The organism is Cohnella nanjingensis, assembly GCF_014212125.1.
GTDB classification, from domain to species: domain Bacteria; phylum Bacillota; class Bacilli; order Paenibacillales; family Paenibacillaceae; genus Cohnella; species Cohnella nanjingensis.
Genome location: NZ_JACJVP010000011.1, coordinates 1 through 16,017, shown reverse-complemented (window position 1 = coordinate 16,017; position 16,017 = coordinate 1). Strand labels below are relative to the sequence as shown.

Genomic DNA, 16,017 nt, shown 5'->3' with positions numbered 1-16,017 from the left:
GAATGAATCTCATTGGGGAGTAATTCTCCGAACCATGTTGGAACGATTGGAATCATTTCGTTGGCCTAAAGCCGTCAAAACGCACAAAACCGTAAATCAAACAATCGTGGCGGCTGGCGAAGACCCATTATGGTATCGAAGTTAGCCGCTGCGATATCGGCCCAATTCGCATTGGTGTTGAAATCGCCGCCGACAACGTTCGGAGGTTGCCAGAAGCCCCCGATTTCAAAGTTTGGAATGATATTGGCTGAAGGCGGCTAGCTTTTGACGGCTCCCGCCGTTAACCCGGAAACGATAAATCTCTGGGCGAATATATAAACGATAATGACCGGAATGGAAACGACGATCAAATCCGCAAAAATGAGATTCCATTGGCTCGATTTCTCTCCCGCGAAAAAAAATACGGTCAACCCAAGCGTATATTTGCTTGCCTGGTTCAGAAAATAAAGCGCTAGGCCGAAGTCGTTCCACACCGTCACGAAACCGAGCACGAGCGCCGTAGCGTTAATCGGTTTGAGCAGCGGGAATATGACCCGGAAAAACAACCCGTATCCCTTCGTTCCGTCGATAATCGCCGCTTCGTCGATTTCTCGGGACACGCCGTTATAGAATCCGATGTACAAAAAAGCAATGACGGGATACATCGTCGCTACGTATAACAAGATGACGGCCAGAAAGCTACCCGTCAAATGCAGGTTATATAGAAGGATGTAAGTAATGATGATCGATAACGGAAGAATCATGCCGCCTAGCAGCAAAACTTGAAGGAGCTTAGTAAACTTGCTGTTTCTCCTTTGGATCACGAATGCTGAAGTGCTGCATAGAACGATGAGAAGGATAACGCTGGAACCCGTGATGAGAATCGAGTTCCAGAACGCCGTCGAAATCCGTCCGATCCTGAACACTTCGGAATAATTGTCGACGAAGTTCCAATCCTTCGGCCATGCGATGCTCATATCGGAAGCTTCGCCTTCGGTCTTAAAAGAGTTGATCAGAACGATAATAGAGGGAAGCACAACGAGTCCGCTCAAACAAACGCCCATTATTTCCAGCCACCACTTTTTTAGTTTGAGGTTCATCGCGCTACAACTCCACTTCTTTTCTGCTAATGAACAAATTCAATATCGCCACAGTTACAAGAATGAGCAAGAACAATAATAAGCTTGCGGCTGTGCCTTCCCCGTAAAAATGTTTAGAAAAGTCCTCGTAGACCATGTAGTTAAGCGTCGTCGAAGCTTTTCCCGGTCCCCCGTTCGTTAGCGCGATAACGATATCGAACACTTTTAATCCGCCGATCATCGACAGGAAAAATACCGATTTAATGGAGGGAAGCAGCAAGGGCAGCGTAATGGAACGGAATTGCTGCCATGCGTTCGCTCCGTCGATCGTTGCGGACTCGTAAGCGTCTTGAGGGATCGACTGCAATCCGGCCAGAAACAACACCATTCCGATGCCGGTCCACTTCCAGACTTCCACCGCGCTGATCGAATACATGACAAGCCCTCTGTCCGTTATCCAGTTTTGGGCTAGAAAGTCCAGACCGAGCAACCGCAAAAACTGATTCAACAGCCCTGTCGTCGGATGGTAGATTGCCGAGAATGCGAGCGCGACGGCAACCGTACTGAGGATGACGGGAAAGAAAAAAACGGTTCTCAAATATAGCGTCGTGCGCAATTTCATATTAAGCAGCACAGCCAGACCAAGACCGATCGTTATTTTGAAAACCGTCGTTACGACTGTGAAAATAATCGTATTTTTCAAAGCGAGCATGCTTCCGTCCGTGTCGAAGAGCGTCTTGAAATTTTCCCAGCCTACGTATTTGGCGGAAAAGAAATTGAAATCGGTCAAGTCTGTAAACGCATAATAGAAGGCGCCCATTGAAGGGGTGATGAATAACACCAAAAACAGGAGCAACCCGGGAACCAGCATCCCGTACGTGTAATTCTTGCGCATAAGCTTGTTCATTGATGCACCTCTTCATCTCTTGCATATATGGAGAGCTGCACGGCTCAACCTCTCCGTGCAGTTCCCCACGCATGAATGCATCTAAATCACTGGAAGTTCGGGTCTTTTTTCGTTTTGGCGTCTTTGGCGAAATCTTTATCCATCGCGGCCAATACTTGATCCGGCGTTTTGTTTCCTACCAACGCGTCTTGCAAGTACACGCCGAAATTGCTCAGGTCATAATCGAAACCGTATTGCCAGTTCGCGAATTTGCGGCCTGCGTCGACCAGCGTCTTCGCGTCCAACTCCGCGGGCGTCAGCTTCGTCTTCGTTACGCCGTTCAAAGCCGGAATGCCGCCCTCGTTTTCGAAATAGAGGTTTTGCGTTTCAATCGATTCGAAGTAATTCACGAACTTCTGCGCGGCATCCTGATTTTTTCCTTTGGGCACGAACATGCCGTAAGGAGCGAATACCGGGAGAATATCGGTGTCGTCGCCGTCGAACGGCATAATGAAGGCGCCGATATCGTTCACGTTGTCCTGGAACTTCGTCACGATGTCGCTCATCATCCAGGTGCCCATATGATACATGCCGGCCTCGCCGGTCGCGAGCGCTTTCTCGGCATTGTCGTACGTATCGGACAAGAACGTTTTGTTGATGAATCCTTTGTTTTTCAGATCGACCAGTGTTTCAATGCCCTTCTTCATGTTGTCGTATTGCGTAAATTTAGCCTGATTTTTATTGATTTTGTCCGCCAGCTCGCCATAGCCTTTCTTGGAGGCCGCGTCGAACGGAAGCAGTTGAAGCGTCCAACTATCCTTGCCCGAATAATACACGGGGATCTTGCCCGCTTTCTTGATCGCTTCGCAAACGGCCAGGAAGTCGGCATACGTTTTCGGAATTTGCAAGTTAAGACTCTCGAACACTTTTTTGTTATACAAGACGGCGGAGACGTTGGAGCCCCAATAAGGTGCCGCATAGAAACCGCGATCTCCGTTTACGTTTTCTTTCTCGTCCAACGCTCTGACCCAAGCGGATTTATCGAAATTGTCCATCCAAGGCTGGTCTTCTTGTTTCACGAAGTAGTCCGCTGGCGGTCCCATATTTGAAAAAATGCTTCCAGGGAAAAAGAGTAGGATGTCTGGCGTATCCTTCGTTGCGAACCTGGTTTTGATCAAATCGTTCCCCGCATCCGTATCGGGCACTTTCTCGACTTCAAGATCGAAGCCGTGAGCCGCCGCATCCTTGGCGACGGCGTCCCAGCCGGATTTGAACCAGGAGGCGTGGCCGAGCACTTTCAGCTTGACTCTCTCGGCAGGCTGATTCGATGCGGATGCCGTAGACGATGCGGTTGGCTTGGCCGAATCCGACGTGCTTGGCGACGCCGCGTTGTTGTTGCCTCCGCAGGCGGCCAAGATAAGCATCATTGCGACGATCGCCGACATCAGACCGACCCTCTTTGACAGTAAACCCCTCATCCTGTACTCCTCCTAAATACGCATTAATGAAACTGCTTACATTCGTTAGAATATACTACCTGATATAAGCAAGAAATAGAGAATCGTTCACGACGAAGTGGATAATCGTACATCTTGGCCGTTATTCCAATTTCAGGTCGTTTTCCTTTCGCGTTCATGTTAATCTTGAGACGTCGAGGTGATCATTGATGTTCTCGTTCAGGACGTTCCAAATGAAATTGTTCATGAGCTATTCCGCGTTTCTGGTCATTTTCGCGCTGGCGATCAGCATTCCTATGTATTTATATTTAAAGAATACGACGGAAAAAAACATTATTTTCAGCGTCCAGCAGTCGTTAAGCAGCATAGCCGAAAGCTTCGAGCTGTTCTCCAATCAATATGAGAACATGACGATCCAGCTCTATTTGAAAAACGAGGACGACTCCCATAACTATCTGATGCAATCTCTCCTGACGCTGACCTCGTCGCCGAACGAAGCGGAGATGCTCAAAGCGTCCAGCTATATCGACGCGAATATCGCCTTGCTGGCGGAAATTTATAAAAGCGTTTACAGAATCAGCATCTATAACGATCAGGGCGTTTTTTTCTCCAACAAGCCTTACGATCAATCGATAGCCGACATGGCGCGGAAGGACAACGATTGGCTCAAAAAGCCGGTGAATGCCGATGGGGCAGCCGTGCTCGCCTATTCTGATCGCGACCCTTGGCTCGGCGAGGACCGGACGCCCGTTTTTTCCTATATCCGTCTGCTTAAGCTGGGAAGCCTTCATGTCGGATACTTGGAAATACAAATGAGAGCCGATCAATTGATCGCGCCGGACAAGCTGACGGACATCTCCGGCGCGGCCCTTTCGATTTTCAACAACACGGACACTTTGTACTCCGATTTGTCGCCTCAGCATGACGGGGCAAGCCAGCCGATCCTTAAGTTCAGCTCGATCGCGGCGAATTCGAATGCCGGAATGGCAAGCTTCAATCTGGACGGAGAGAAGCAATCCGCCATCTTCCGGCATTCCGACCGCACCGGCTACACCCTGCTATACGCCATTCCCGACCATCGATTGTTCGCTCCCTTACGCTTATTCCGCAACGTTTCTTTGCTCTCCGTCTTCGTTTTGATCGCTTTGTCCATTTTCGTGTTTTACGTTTTATCTCGAACGTTGACTTATCCGATTAAAAAGCTAAGAGCCATGATCGATACAGTGGATTTGGACGATAAAAACGTAGAAATCCGCAATGCGTTCAAAATAGACGAGATCGAGCTGCTTAACCGCTCCTTTCGCAAAATGAACCAGCGTCTGAAGGGCTCGCTGGAGGAAATCGTGCAATTTCGCACCTTGCAGCTGCAATCCCATTTCGAAGTGCTGCAGGCGCAAATCAACCCTCATTTTTTATTCAACATGCTTGGCGTCATCACCATCTTAGCCGAAGAAGACGGAAATGCCGGAGCCGCCAACGTTTGCAGGAAGCTGGCGAGCTTTTTGCGGTATACGATCATCCAGACCGATCCGATCACGACGATCGAGAACGAAATCCATTTTGCGGAAAACTATTTGGAATTGATGAAAACGAGGTATTCGCATCGTTTGCAGTATCAGGTCGTTCTGCCAGAGGAAATGAAGCCGATATCCATTCCGAAGCTGACTTTGCAGCCATTGGTAGAAAACGCTGTCAATCATGGATTTGAAGGCATTTCAGGAGCGCTTGTCGTCACGATTCGGGGGCAGATCGAGGCTAACCGTTGGTCGATCGCCATCGCGGATAACGGCAGCGGCTTCGATCCCGTTCGTATGGCGTCCCTCCGTCAAAAAATGGAGACGTTCGAAGAGCATTTGGATTCCTTCCAGAACAAAGAACGGCTTTCGCTCGGCGGGATGGGCATGATCAGCACGTTCGCAAGACTGAAACTGTATTACAAAAACCGCATCGAATTCAAAATCGGCAATCATCCGGATCATGGCGCGTCGATCGTCATTTCCGGGTGGATGCCAGACAACCGAAACGTGGAGGAAATCGTATGAACATCCTGCTGGTAGACGACGAACCGATTTTTATGGATAAAATCAAACGGATTATCGCCGATTTTAGCCTCGAGAGCGGGATTGAAGCCCATGTTACGACAGAAGCCTACAACGGCCAAGAAGCTTTGCGCGCCATCGCCCATCAACCTCCCGACATCGTGTTCACCGATATTCGGATGTCCAACATGGACGGAATCGAGCTTTCCAAAGCTCTGCACAAAGAGTGGCCCGGAATTGCCGTCGTCATCATTAGCGGATATCCCTCGTTCGACTACGCCAGGGAAGCCATGCGCGCCAACGTGGTCGATTATTTGCTGAAACCGATCGATCCGGAGCTCGTAAAAGCAATTCTGTACCAAGTACAGCCGAAAATCCGCAGCAGCAAATATTTGCACGGCAAGAAGCTCATCCAAAGCTTGATCGAGTCCGACGTTCCGAATGGCGTTGAAGATCCCTTCGATTTTCGGGAGATGAACGCTTACGCCTCCTATTGCGCGTTCGTCGTTCAAAATCCCGAAACGTTATACGGCAAAGACGGGCTGTTCCTGCAGCCGTCCGATCACCTGCACGAAGGGTTTGCCGAACAATTGCCGCGGCTTGCGAGTGAGCTCGGAAGCCACTGGATCTTCAACTCGAAAGACGGGCGCTCGTTCATCGTAGTGGCCGGGCTTCACCGTTACGAAAAAAAATCCGTCCGGCTAATCGCGGAAGCAACTCGCGATTATTTTTCATTAAGCGGCATTTCGGTATCCGTTGCTTGCAGCCTGGAAGTCAAAAGCCTGACCGAAATGAGGGAAGTCGTAGGGCGGCTTCACCAGTTGCTCGACAACAAAATCGTGATCGGCCGATCCCAGATCCTCATGATGCAGGAAGAAATAAGCGAAACGAAGCCAGCCTATTTTCAAATGACGAGCTTGCTAGAATCGAAAATGCGATCCTGGGTAACCAAAAAAGACTGGCTTTCCTTGAAAAAAGAATATTACCGGCTGTTCCAGGTATGGGAAGCCGAGCAATGTCCGAGCATTGAGATCGAAACGAATCTCAAAAGGATCATTCATCTGATGGAGCGCCATTTGCAAACTTTCGACGCGATGGCAAGCAAGAAGCTTGAGAAAAGAATCGAAGAAATCATATTCACTGCCGCTTCCTACGAAGAGGCCGCCGGATTTTGCTGGGAGGTAATGGGGGAACTTCTGCGCTTTGAATCGAGAGAAATCTATCTGGATCATTCCGAATCGACGTATAAACGCATACAGGCCTACATGATCGCCCATCTTAGCGATCCAATCAGCCTTAGCCAGCTGGGCGATCTATTTAACGTGTCCCGCACTTACTTATGCAACCTCTTTCGAAACTACGCCGACGCTTCATTCGTGGAGTACTTTACCGAGCTCCGCATGGAGAGAGCCAAAGAGCTCATGCGCAGTCATCCAGACATCATCCTGAAGGACATCGCCGAGCTTGTCGGGTATGCGGATCATCATTATTTCAGCAGAGTATTCAAGACGAGCTGCGGCATTACGCCGAGCGAATATAAGCAATCTTTGCTGAATAAGTAAGGGAGAAATCTACATGGTAGACGGCACTGTCAATGGTAGGAAGTTTGGGGCTTCTAACCAAGGAGGGGTAGGATTTATTGTAGCGGGCTACCTTTCGAAAAATAAAAAAAGGCCCTAACCTGCAAAATGATGCAGATCAGAAACCTTTCGTTTAATGAGGTGGTGCGGTCGAGAGGACTCGAACCTCCACGGTATTGCTACCACTGGAACCTGAATCCAGCGCGTCTGCCAATTCCGCCACGACCGCATGCCGCAAGCCACGAACGATCCGTGTCTTTTAACGACGACAAGAAATACTATATCCGACCGGGCGAAAGATGTAAAGCATTTCGCTTGTTTCCTTAGGAATGTGCAAATCCCTCGCGCTTCCGAGCCTCGGCCGGCTCTTTCCCCCGCAGACGCGCTAACCGAGCTCCGGCTTATCCTGCAGCGTCACGACCGGTTGATCCATGCCGTGCAGCTCGAAGACGACGAGCTCGTTGAGACCCTTGCGCAGCAGAGGAGCCGGTACGTACAGCGTTCGCTGCGGTCCTTTCTCCCAATAGCGTCCGAGGTTGAAGCCGTTGATATAAGCGACGCCTTTGGTCCATCCCGTAAGCTTCAGGAAGGTGTCTGCCGGTTCCTCTGCAACGAACGTCCCCCGGTAGAAAGCTGGCGTCTCCTCGCGGATCGCGTCGGGATCGTACGGCTCGTAGACGAGACCGGCCAGATCGTCGAGCGGCAGCGTGCGGATCGTCCAGCCGAACAGGAACTGATTGTACTGCCGGACGCCCGCTTTGACGCCCTCCGTGATGCCTTTGACGTCGCGCAGTTGGGAGCCGTAGTTGATGCGTCCCATATTCTCTACCAGAATGCCGAGCTTGACCCCGGACGGCGGGATGTCCGCGACGACGGAGTCGGCGCCCGCGCGCTCCGCGACGCCGCGGAACGCGCCGTCGATGTAGATCGAAGCCCGGTCGCGGACATGCTGGAGCATAATCTCGCAGTTCGTCTGCGGTCCGGACAGCTCCGTCTCGTACCAGACGAACCCGTAATCCTGTCCGAGCCGCTCCATCGTCTCGGGCGCGACGGACGCTACCGGTTCTCCCCCGATCCGATCGAACGAATCGAACAAGGCGGCGCGTTCCGTCATCCGCACTTCCCCGTAGCCGCGCTTCGCCGAAGCCGCGGGCACCGGTTCGTCCGGCAGCTCGGCATAGCGGCCGATCACCTCGCGGATCGCCCAATACTTGTCGGTCGGATCGCCCGCTTCGGACAGCAGCGCGTTGTAGTCGTAGCTGGTCACCGTCGGCTCGTAGTGATCGATGTGGTTGGCGCCGTTGTAGAAGCCGAAGTTCGTCCCGCCGTGGAACATGTAGAAGTTGACCGAGGCGCCTATCGCGAGAATCCGGTCGAGCACGTCGACGACGTCCGCGTAGCCTCGCACGTGATGCTCGTCGCCCCAATGGTCGAACCAGCCGTTCCAATATTCCATGCAGAAAAGCGGCTTGTCAGGTTGATGGACCAGCAGCTTCGCGAACGCCCGCTCCGGGTTCGAGCCGAAGTTCAGCGTCGCGAGGACGTCCGGCAGCGTGCCCCCTTGAAGCATATAGTCCTCGGAGCCGTCGGACGTGAACAGCAGCACGTCCATGCCGCCGGCGATCATCGTCTCTCTGAGAAAGTTCAAATACGCCTTGTCGTTCCCATAGCTGCCGTATTCGTTCTCGATCTGCATGGCGACGATCGGTCCGCCCGACGTGCACAGCAGCGGCTTCAGCCTCGGCAGCAGTTCGTCATAGTAGGCTTTGACCTTCTCCAGGAAGGGAGGATCGCTGCACCGCAGGCGCATGGCGGGGTCGGCGAGCAGCCACGACGGCAAGCCGCCGAACTCCCATTCCGCGCATATATAAGGACTTGGGCGCAGGATGACGTGAAGTCCCAGTTCCCCCGCCAGACGGACGAACCGCTCCACGTCCGCCATCCCGTCGAAGACGAAGCGGCCTTCCTTCGGCTCGTGGACGTTCCAGGCGACGTACGTCTCGACCGCGTTGAACCCGCAGGCGCGCAGCTTGCGGAGACGGTCCTCCCAGTAGTCCGGCACGATCCGGAAGTAATGCATCGCTCCGCTAATGAGGCGGATCGGCTTGCCGTCCAGGACGAAGCCGTTGCCTTCGATCTCGAATGTAGCCATGCTCATGCTCCCCTGCTAGTCGGACGCGCCCGTGCGGTACTCCAACGGCGTCACGCCGACCGTTCGTTTGAACAGCTTTTGAAAGTAGATCTTGTCGCCATAGCCGACGAGATGGGCGATCTCGTACACCTTCAACCCGGGATGGTCTCTGAGGAACTGCTTCGCCTTGTCGATGCGCACCCGGTTCAAATAGTCCGTGATCGTCTCGCCCATCTCCCGGCTGAACAGCTTGCTGACGTAGCTCGCGTTGAAGCCGACCGCGTCGGCGATATACTTCAAGTCGATGTCGCGATTGTACGATTGTTCGATCAGCTTGCAGATCCGCTCGGCCGTCGACGCGATCTGGCCGCTGGTCGTCGCCGCCAACGGGGCGGCCGCGACCTCGTCCGGCCCGTCTCCGGCTTTGCCCGCCGCGGCGTTCTTGGCTTCCATACGGCGGTCGAGCAGCCGGAACACCTCCACCTTGTCCATCGGCTTAAGCAGGTAGTCGGCCGCGCCCGCGCGCATCGCCCGTCTGGCGTACTCGAAGTCGTTGTAGCCGCTGAGCATGATGATCCACAGCTCCGGCAGCTTGGCCTTCGCCTGCTCGATGAATTGGAGGCCGTTCATCATCGGCATCTCGATATCCGTGATGACGACGTCCAGATCGTTCGCCCGCATGCCCGAGATCTGCAGCATCGCCTCCAAGCCGTTGGCATGCTGCCCGACGATCGTAAGCCCGCCCGGGTAGCGGGATAGAATCTTCGCGATGCCTAGCCGGATATGCGCCTCGTCGTCGATGACCATCACCTTCAGCATAGCTCCGCCTCCTCGATCTGCTTGCGCGCGGGCAGCCGGATCGCGATCTCGGTGCCCGCTCCCTCCCGGCTCTCGATCTGCAGCCCGTACGCTTCTCCGTATTGAAGCTTGATTCGCTCATGCACGTTCCGCAGGCCGATGCCGCGTCCCGAGGAGGCCAGCGCGCGTTGGCCCGCGACATGCTCCCGCAGCGCCTTCAACCGCTCCTCGTCCATGCCGGCGCCGTCGTCCGCGATGGTGAAGACGGCGTCCGTCCCTTCGTGCCGAACGTCGATGCGCAGCGTTCCCCCGTCCAACCGGTCTTTGAAGGCGTGATGGATCGCATTCTCGACGATCGGCTGGAACATCAGCTTGATGCACGACATCTCGCGGTCTCGCTGCGGGACGTCGACGATCAGCCGGTATCGGTTCGAGAATCGCATGTTCTGCAGCGCGATATAGTTGCTCAAGTGGTCGAGCTCCTGGCCCACCGTCACGCGCTGTTCTTCGTGATTGACGCCATAGCGCAGCAGCTTGCCCAGCGTGAACGTCATATCGGCCACTTCTTCGTCGTCGTTCAGCTCGGCCCGCATCCGGATCATCTCGAGCGTATTGTAGATGAAGTGAGGGTTGATCTGGCTCTGCAGCGCCGCGTATTCCGCCTCTTTCTTGCGCGTCTGGGTCAGCTTCACTTCCTCCAGCAGGTCGCGGACGCGGGTGACCATGATGTTGAAGTGCCGGCCGAGCATCCCGACCTCGTCCCGGTACTTCTGGTTGAAGCTGACGTTCAGATTGCCGGTCTGCACTTCCTGCATCAGCGTCTTGATCTTGCTGAGCGGGCGGGTGAGCGCGTAGGAGATCGCGATGGCGATGATCAAGGCGATCGTGACGAACGCCCCCGAGGTGAGCAGCGTCAAGTTGCGGGTCACCGCGGCTTGGCGGGTCGACTCCTTGAGCGGGATGTAGACGAACATCTTCCAGTGGGTCAAGGACGACTTGGCGTAGGTGCTGATGTAGTCCTTGCCGTCGATCGTGATCGGGAAAGCGCCCCGGTCCCCCGTGGCTCTCCGTATCGATTCGTCGCCGGACAGATCGTGTGTCGTTAACGCGCCGTCGCTGTCGTAGACGACCTTGTTGTTCTCGTCCACGAGGATCGTCTTGCCCTTGGTGACGGCGTCCACGTCCCGGATCTGCCGGCTGATAGCGGTAACGTTCGTGTCGAAGACGATGAAGCCGATCGGGCTAAGGTCGGTCCTCACACTCTTCAGCTGACGGATGACGGAGAAGGCGTAGTAGGCTTCCTTGTCCGTCGTCACCTCCTGCGTGCTGACGAGCATCGGCTTTCCGTCGCCTTCGGCCGCGATCTTCCCCCATTCGCCCGCGACCTGGGCCAGATTGTTGCGCTTCCCCCCGGACTTGATGTTGGAGTCGATATGCCCGTAGTTGTCGAACACGTAGACCGACACGGTATCCGGCTTGATCTTGTTCAAGTTCGTAATATAGAGGTCCATACCTTGCGACTTGACGAGCGAGTTGTCCGGGTCGGCCAGCCATTTGAGGAATTCCTTGTTGTACAGCGGCATCGCGGACATGTTGTACAAATCGGTCACGTAGTCGTCGAGCTGGATCAGCATCTTGGACGTGATCTCGGTCGCGTAGGCGGTCGTATTCGCCTTGAGCGAGCGCGTATAGTAGTACGAAGAAGCGTAGCTGATCATCACCAGCGGAAGACAGACCAGCGCCAGGAACACGATCAGCAGCTTCTGCTGCATGTTCAAATTGGCGAAGGCGATCCACAGTCCTTCGACGGACCGCTTGACTATCCGCTGCGCGCTTCTCCGCATACCCGTTCCCCCTGTTGTCTGCCAGTCAAAGTACAGTTATTTTACTGCACCGCTCGCAATTCCGGCAAACACGTACTTCTGGAAAAACAGGTAGACGAGGACGATGGGCACCATAATGAGCAGAATCGCCGCCGACATCATCTCCCATTCGGTACTGCGCTCCGACGAGAAGTTCATCAGGCTGGTCGAGACGACGGTCAGCTTCTGCGACGGCATGTACAGATACGGGATGAACATGTCGTTGTAGATGTCGATCGTCTTGATGATGACGATCGTCGCCGTAGCCGGCGTCAGCAGCGGGAAGATGATCGTCCGGTAGATCCGGAATAGCGAAGCGCCTTCCATCATCGCCGCTTCGTCCAGCTCCTTCGGAATGTTGTGCAAGAATTGCAGGTAGATGAAGATCTGCAGGACGTTCGTACCTAGATGGAGCACGATGGAGGCCCACAGCGTATTGTACAGGTGGAGATGATGGATGACGGTGAACGTCGCGACCTGCGTCGTGATCGTCGGCACGAACGAGACCGCGATATAGGCGCCCATTACGGCCTTCTTCAGCTTGAAGTCGAAGCGGCCGAGGATATAGGCGACCATCGTGCCGAGCGCCACGTTGCCGATAACGGCGACTACGATAATGATCAGCGTATTCCGGTAGGCGCGGTCCAGATGGGCCCGGCCGACGACGGATACGAAGTTGTCGAAGTTAAAGAGATTCTCGGGCAGCTTGAAAACGCTCGTCTGCGCGAATTCCTGCTTGCTTTTCAGCGCGTTCAGCACGAGGATATACGGCGGAAATACGATTACCGCGACGGCGACCCACAAGATGGCGTGCTTCAGCAGCGACAGCGGTTGAAAGCGTCTGCTCAATTTCCCCACCTCCGCGTCACCATTCTCTGGATGCTAAGGATCACGATTACGGCTGCGATCAGCGTCAAGCTCATCGCGGACGCCATGCCGAAGTTGTTGAAGTGGAAGGCGGTGTCGACCGTCTTCGTCAGGAACGTATCGCTCGCGCCGAGCGGTCCGCCCTTGGTTAGGATAAACGGCAAATCGAAGATCTCCAGCGTCCCGATAATCGTCAGGAACAGGTTCAGCTCGATGACTTTGGTGATGTTCGGCAGGATGACGTGGATGATCGTCTGCCAGCGATTCGCGCCGTCGATGCGGGAAGCCTCGACGATCTCCGACGATACCGATTGGAGCGCGGCCAGGTAGATGACCATGTTCAGCCCCATGAATTTCCACAACGTGATGAAGCCGAGCACGTGGTTGACCGCCCCCGGCGAGCCGAACCAGCTGATGGCCAGCGAATCCAGTCCGAGGCTGCGCAGCATCGTATTGAGCGAGCCGTATTCCGAGTTGAAGACGTAGTTGAACATATAAGCCACGGCCACGCCGTTCATAATATAAGGCATGAACAGCATCACCCGGTATGCGTTGCGGCCTCTCAGCCGGGAGTTGAGCAGCAGCGCGAAGCACAAGCCGAGCGCGTTCTGAATGATTCCCCACAGCAGGTAGACCAAGTTGTGCAGGAACGTCTGCCAGATCTCCTTGTTGGAGAACACTTCCTTATAGTTGCTTAGCCCCGCCCACGTCTTCTCCGGGCTGAAGCCGTCCCAGGTCATGAAGCTCAGGTAAACCAGGTAGACGGCGGGATAGAGGGCGAACACCGCCAGCAGCGCCAGCGGGACGAGCAAAAACAAGATGATCAGAATCCGTTTCTGCAGGCCGTAGGACAAGTTGTTGATCATCTCTTCCACTCCTTTCTTGCCGCATGGATAAAGACGACAAAATGGACGATCCGTGGGACCGGTCATCCATTTTGTCGGTCTGATTCGAGTCCGCGTTCAGTTCGGACTTATCGCCCTCTTCTGAAAAGACGTCATATCCGTTTTTACTTGCCCAGCGCCGTCTTGGCGTTTTTCCACTTCTTGTTGTAGCCGTCGAAGACGTCCTGCATTTTGCCGACCGTTACTTCCTGGATGAACTTGAACGGATCGAACTGCATCTTGTTCTCGACCGCGGTGACGTCCTCGCTGACGGACTGCGCTTCGAGCATCGTCGGCTTGTAGCTCATGAAGTCGGTGATTTGGGGCAGGCTTTGCTGTTGGTCCTTGAGCGGCGAGATGATCTTGTGATCGGCATAGTCGCCGGACTCTTCGATCATGAACTTGACGAACGCCTTGGCGAGCGCTTTGTTCTTGCTCGTCGAGCTGACCGCGTACGCCCAGTCGTTCCGCATCATGCCTTTATAGGTGCCGCTGTTGTCGTAAGGGAGCGGTACGAAACCGATGTCATCCAGCGCCAATCCGTTGCTCTCCAGGTTGGAGATGGCCCAGTTGCCGATGTACATCATCGCCGTCTTGCCGGAAGCCAGGTCCTTCTGCGTCTGATCCCAAGCGGCGGAGAAGACGTCCTTCTCCAGATCGCCCTTGTCGAACAGCTGCTTCAGAATGCCGAGCCCTTGACCGTAGGCGTTGTCGACCATGAACGGCGTGTCGGTCTTGATCTTGTCGTTGCGCAGGTTCGTGCTGCCGTAGATGAATTCGGCCGGATCGGTCCAGTATTGCAGCGTCCAGGCGTCCTTGAAGGCGGTCGCCATCGGCGTGATGCCGGCCGCTTTCAGCTTGTCGGCGTCCGCGAACAGTTCGTCCAGCGTCTTCGGCGGCGCGGCGATGCCGGCTTTCTCGAACGCTTTCTTGTTGTAGAGCAAGCCGTTGATCGCCACCTGCTGCGTGATGCCGTACAGCTTGCCTTCGTAGGAGTTGTAATCCTTGAAGTAGATGTTGTCGTTCAGACCCATATCGTCCAGCGGCTCGTAGAACTTCGGCAGGTCCGGCTTCGTCGTCTCGACCAGTGAGAGGACGTCGGGCAGTTCATTGGCAGCCATCCGTACGCGAATCGTCTGCTCGTAATCCTTCAGCCCTTCGATCTTGACCTCGGTGCCCGGGTATTTGGCTTGGAACGCGTCCACGTATTTCTTCAGATCGGTATCGACCAGCTCTGTGCGGTGCGTCGCCCAGGTGATCGAGCCTTTGAGCTCCGAGCCGCCTTCGGCTCCGCCGCTGGCGCTCGCCGAAGAGCTCGCCGACGGCGAGGCGGTTGCCGAGGGAGAGCCTTGGGCGTTGTCGTCCTTCCCGCCGCACCCGGCCAGCAAGCCCGTTCCCAATGTCAAGACCATTCCCATCGCTGCTGCATTCTTTTTGTTCATCTCTCTTTTCCTCCCCATGAAGTTCGATGAATGACTTAAAGCAATCATATGTAAAATAAAATCACATTCAAATGGCCGCATTTTGTTTTTGTTAGCTATTTTTTGTCTCTTGGCTCCAATGAATGCGGAATCATTTTCGAATGGCTTCGCTTTCAATTTTTCTGAAAATTTTGCAACCGGATACACGCGATGATGCATGTCACTATTTATCACCTCGCGGGAGAGCATCATGCCAGAGGTTCAGCTAAACAAATAAAAAGAAGCCTCCGGGATATTGAAGTTACCCCTGTCAAGTAGACAGTAATAAAAGAAGCCCCTTAAGCAACCTTAGTTCGGTATTCCACCGGACTAAGGTTGCTTAATTTCTTCTGGAATCGTTGGTGGTTATAGAAGTGAATGTAGCGGTGAACTTCGTCCACGAGCTGCTTCTGGCTGGTGAAACGGTGGAGCCGAAGAGATTCACTTTTGAGATGACCGAAAAAGCTTTCCATACAGGCATTATCGTGACAATTGCCTTTGCGCGACATGCTGGCTTGAATGCCATGACGTTTGAGCAGCTGGTTATACGGCTTGGATGTATACTGGAAACCACGGTCGCTATGCAGGAGAATCCCGCGTGTCTTTCGCTTGCGCATAGCCTTTTTCACGGTATCAAGCACAAGGCGAATGTCGTTGCGTGTGCTGATCTTGTAGGCAATTACTTCGTTATTATAGAGATCGTAAATCGTCGAGAGATACAAGAACGATTGACCGAAGGGAAGATAGGTAATATCCGTAACCCACTTCTCAAGCGGACGTGTCGCCTGGAACTCTCGGTTAAGGACATTGTCGGAGATAACATAGGCCTCTTTCGTGCCGAAATACGGTTTCTTACGTCGAATCACCGAGCGTATACCCAGTTCTTTCATGAGCCTGTAAACCCGCTTGTGATTGATCTTAAGGCCGTGAAATTTCTCAAGCCATGTACGCGTACGTAAGTAGCCATAGATCCCCCGCGTTCGCTTTCGGCATTC

12 protein-coding genes and 1 tRNA gene are annotated in these 16,017 nt (G+C 54.0%); 2 read left to right on the top strand and 11 right to left on the bottom strand.

The features are described 5' to 3' along the window. Positions 1 to 257: 257 nt before the first annotated feature. The 3 genes from H7C19_RS08095 to H7C19_RS08085 all read right to left on the bottom strand — a co-directional run bounded on the left by H7C19_RS08095 (position 258) and on the right by H7C19_RS08085 (position 3,422). Positions 258 to 956, bottom strand: a complete 699-nt coding sequence (locus H7C19_RS08095) for a carbohydrate ABC transporter permease (protein ID WP_185142139.1) — start codon at positions 954 to 956, stop codon at positions 258 to 260. A gap of 127 nt (positions 957 to 1,083) precedes the next feature. Next, entirely contained in the window at positions 1,084 to 1,929 is an 846-nt protein-coding gene (locus tag H7C19_RS08090) for a carbohydrate ABC transporter permease (protein ID WP_185142137.1), read from the bottom strand. A gap of 122 nt (positions 1,930 to 2,051) precedes the next feature. Next, positions 2,052 to 3,422: an ABC transporter substrate-binding protein gene (locus H7C19_RS08085; protein WP_185142135.1), complete on the bottom strand. Its 1,371-nt coding sequence runs from the start codon at positions 3,420 to 3,422 to the stop codon at positions 2,052 to 2,054. Between the two features lie 212 nt (positions 3,423 to 3,634). On the opposite strand from H7C19_RS08085, the gene H7C19_RS08080 reads away from it, so the two are divergent. Further along, positions 3,635 to 5,443 carry a cache domain-containing sensor histidine kinase gene (locus tag H7C19_RS08080; protein WP_185142133.1) on the top strand — a complete coding sequence of 603 codons (1,809 nt, stop codon included), beginning with the start codon at positions 3,635 to 3,637 and terminating at the stop codon, positions 5,441 to 5,443. After that, positions 5,440 to 7,002: a response regulator gene (locus H7C19_RS08075; protein ID WP_185142131.1), complete on the top strand. Its 1,563-nt coding sequence runs from the start codon at positions 5,440 to 5,442 to the stop codon at positions 7,000 to 7,002. The genes H7C19_RS08080 and H7C19_RS08075 overlap by 4 nt, the downstream gene beginning before the upstream one ends. A 160-nt stretch (positions 7,003 to 7,162) precedes the next feature. Here the strand turns inward: H7C19_RS08075 and H7C19_RS08070 are convergent. From H7C19_RS08070 to H7C19_RS08035, 8 genes are all read right to left on the bottom strand, one after another. Further along, positions 7,163 to 7,249, bottom strand: a tRNA-Leu gene (locus H7C19_RS08070). Positions 7,250 to 7,405: 156 nt separating this feature from the next. Next, positions 7,406 to 9,172, bottom strand: a complete 1,767-nt coding sequence (locus H7C19_RS08065) for a glycoside hydrolase family 35 protein (RefSeq protein ID WP_185142130.1) — start codon at positions 9,170 to 9,172, stop codon at positions 7,406 to 7,408. A gap of 15 nt (positions 9,173 to 9,187) precedes the next feature. Next, positions 9,188 to 9,970: a response regulator transcription factor gene (locus tag H7C19_RS08060; RefSeq protein WP_185142128.1), complete on the bottom strand. Its 783-nt coding sequence runs from the start codon at positions 9,968 to 9,970 to the stop codon at positions 9,188 to 9,190. Continuing rightward, positions 9,964 to 11,793, bottom strand: coding sequence for a sensor histidine kinase (locus H7C19_RS08055; protein WP_185142127.1), 1,830 nt, complete (start codon positions 11,791 to 11,793; stop codon positions 9,964 to 9,966). Before H7C19_RS08055 ends, H7C19_RS08060 begins: the two co-directional genes overlap by 7 nt. Positions 11,794 to 11,829: 36 nt before the next feature. Further along, the gene (locus H7C19_RS08050; protein ID WP_185142126.1) at positions 11,830 to 12,660 is read right to left on the bottom strand and encodes a carbohydrate ABC transporter permease; all 831 of its coding nucleotides are present in this window, start codon (positions 12,658 to 12,660) and stop codon (positions 11,830 to 11,832) included. Continuing rightward, on the bottom strand, positions 12,657 to 13,544 hold the full coding sequence (locus H7C19_RS08045; protein WP_185142124.1) for a carbohydrate ABC transporter permease: 888 nt from the start codon (positions 13,542 to 13,544) through the stop codon (positions 12,657 to 12,659). Before H7C19_RS08045 ends, H7C19_RS08050 begins: the two co-directional genes overlap by 4 nt. A gap of 143 nt (positions 13,545 to 13,687) precedes the next feature. Next, a complete protein-coding gene (locus tag H7C19_RS08040; RefSeq protein ID WP_185142122.1) occupies positions 13,688 to 15,004 on the bottom strand; it encodes an ABC transporter substrate-binding protein in 1,317 nt (438 codons plus the stop codon). Between the two features lie 317 nt (positions 15,005 to 15,321). Continuing rightward, the coding region (locus tag H7C19_RS08035; protein ID WP_185142120.1) for an IS3 family transposase at positions 15,322 to 16,017 on the bottom strand (696 nt) is incomplete at its 5' end.

What these genes read in the sequence shown, in the direction of transcription:
- H7C19_RS08095 (WP_185142139.1), bottom strand. Translation starts at nt 956, where the DNA reads ATGAGCATCGCATGGCCGAAGGATTGGAACTTCGTCGACAATTATTCC.
- H7C19_RS08090 (WP_185142137.1), bottom strand. Translation starts at nt 1,929, where the DNA reads ATGCTGGTTCCCGGGTTGCTCCTGTTTTTGGTGTTATTCATCACCCCT.
- H7C19_RS08085 (WP_185142135.1), bottom strand. Translation starts at nt 3,422, where the DNA reads ATGAGGGGTTTACTGTCAAAGAGGGTCGGTCTGATGTCGGCGATCGTC.
- H7C19_RS08080 (WP_185142133.1), top strand. Translation starts at nt 3,635, where the DNA reads ATGAAATTGTTCATGAGCTATTCCGCGTTTCTGGTCATTTTCGCGCTG.
- H7C19_RS08075 (WP_185142131.1), top strand. Translation starts at nt 5,440, where the DNA reads ATGAACATCCTGCTGGTAGACGACGAACCGATTTTTATGGATAAAATC.
- H7C19_RS08065 (WP_185142130.1), bottom strand. Translation starts at nt 9,172, where the DNA reads ATGGCTACATTCGAGATCGAAGGCAACGGCTTCGTCCTGGACGGCAAG.
- H7C19_RS08060 (WP_185142128.1), bottom strand. Translation starts at nt 9,970, where the DNA reads ATGCTGAAGGTGATGGTCATCGACGACGAGGCGCATATCCGGCTAGGC.
- H7C19_RS08055 (WP_185142127.1), bottom strand. Translation starts at nt 11,793, where the DNA reads ATGCGGAGAAGCGCGCAGCGGATAGTCAAGCGGTCCGTCGAAGGACTG.
- H7C19_RS08045 (WP_185142124.1), bottom strand. Translation starts at nt 13,544, where the DNA reads ATGATCAACAACTTGTCCTACGGCCTGCAGAAACGGATTCTGATCATC.
- H7C19_RS08040 (WP_185142122.1), bottom strand. Translation starts at nt 15,004, where the DNA reads ATGAACAAAAAGAATGCAGCAGCGATGGGAATGGTCTTGACATTGGGA.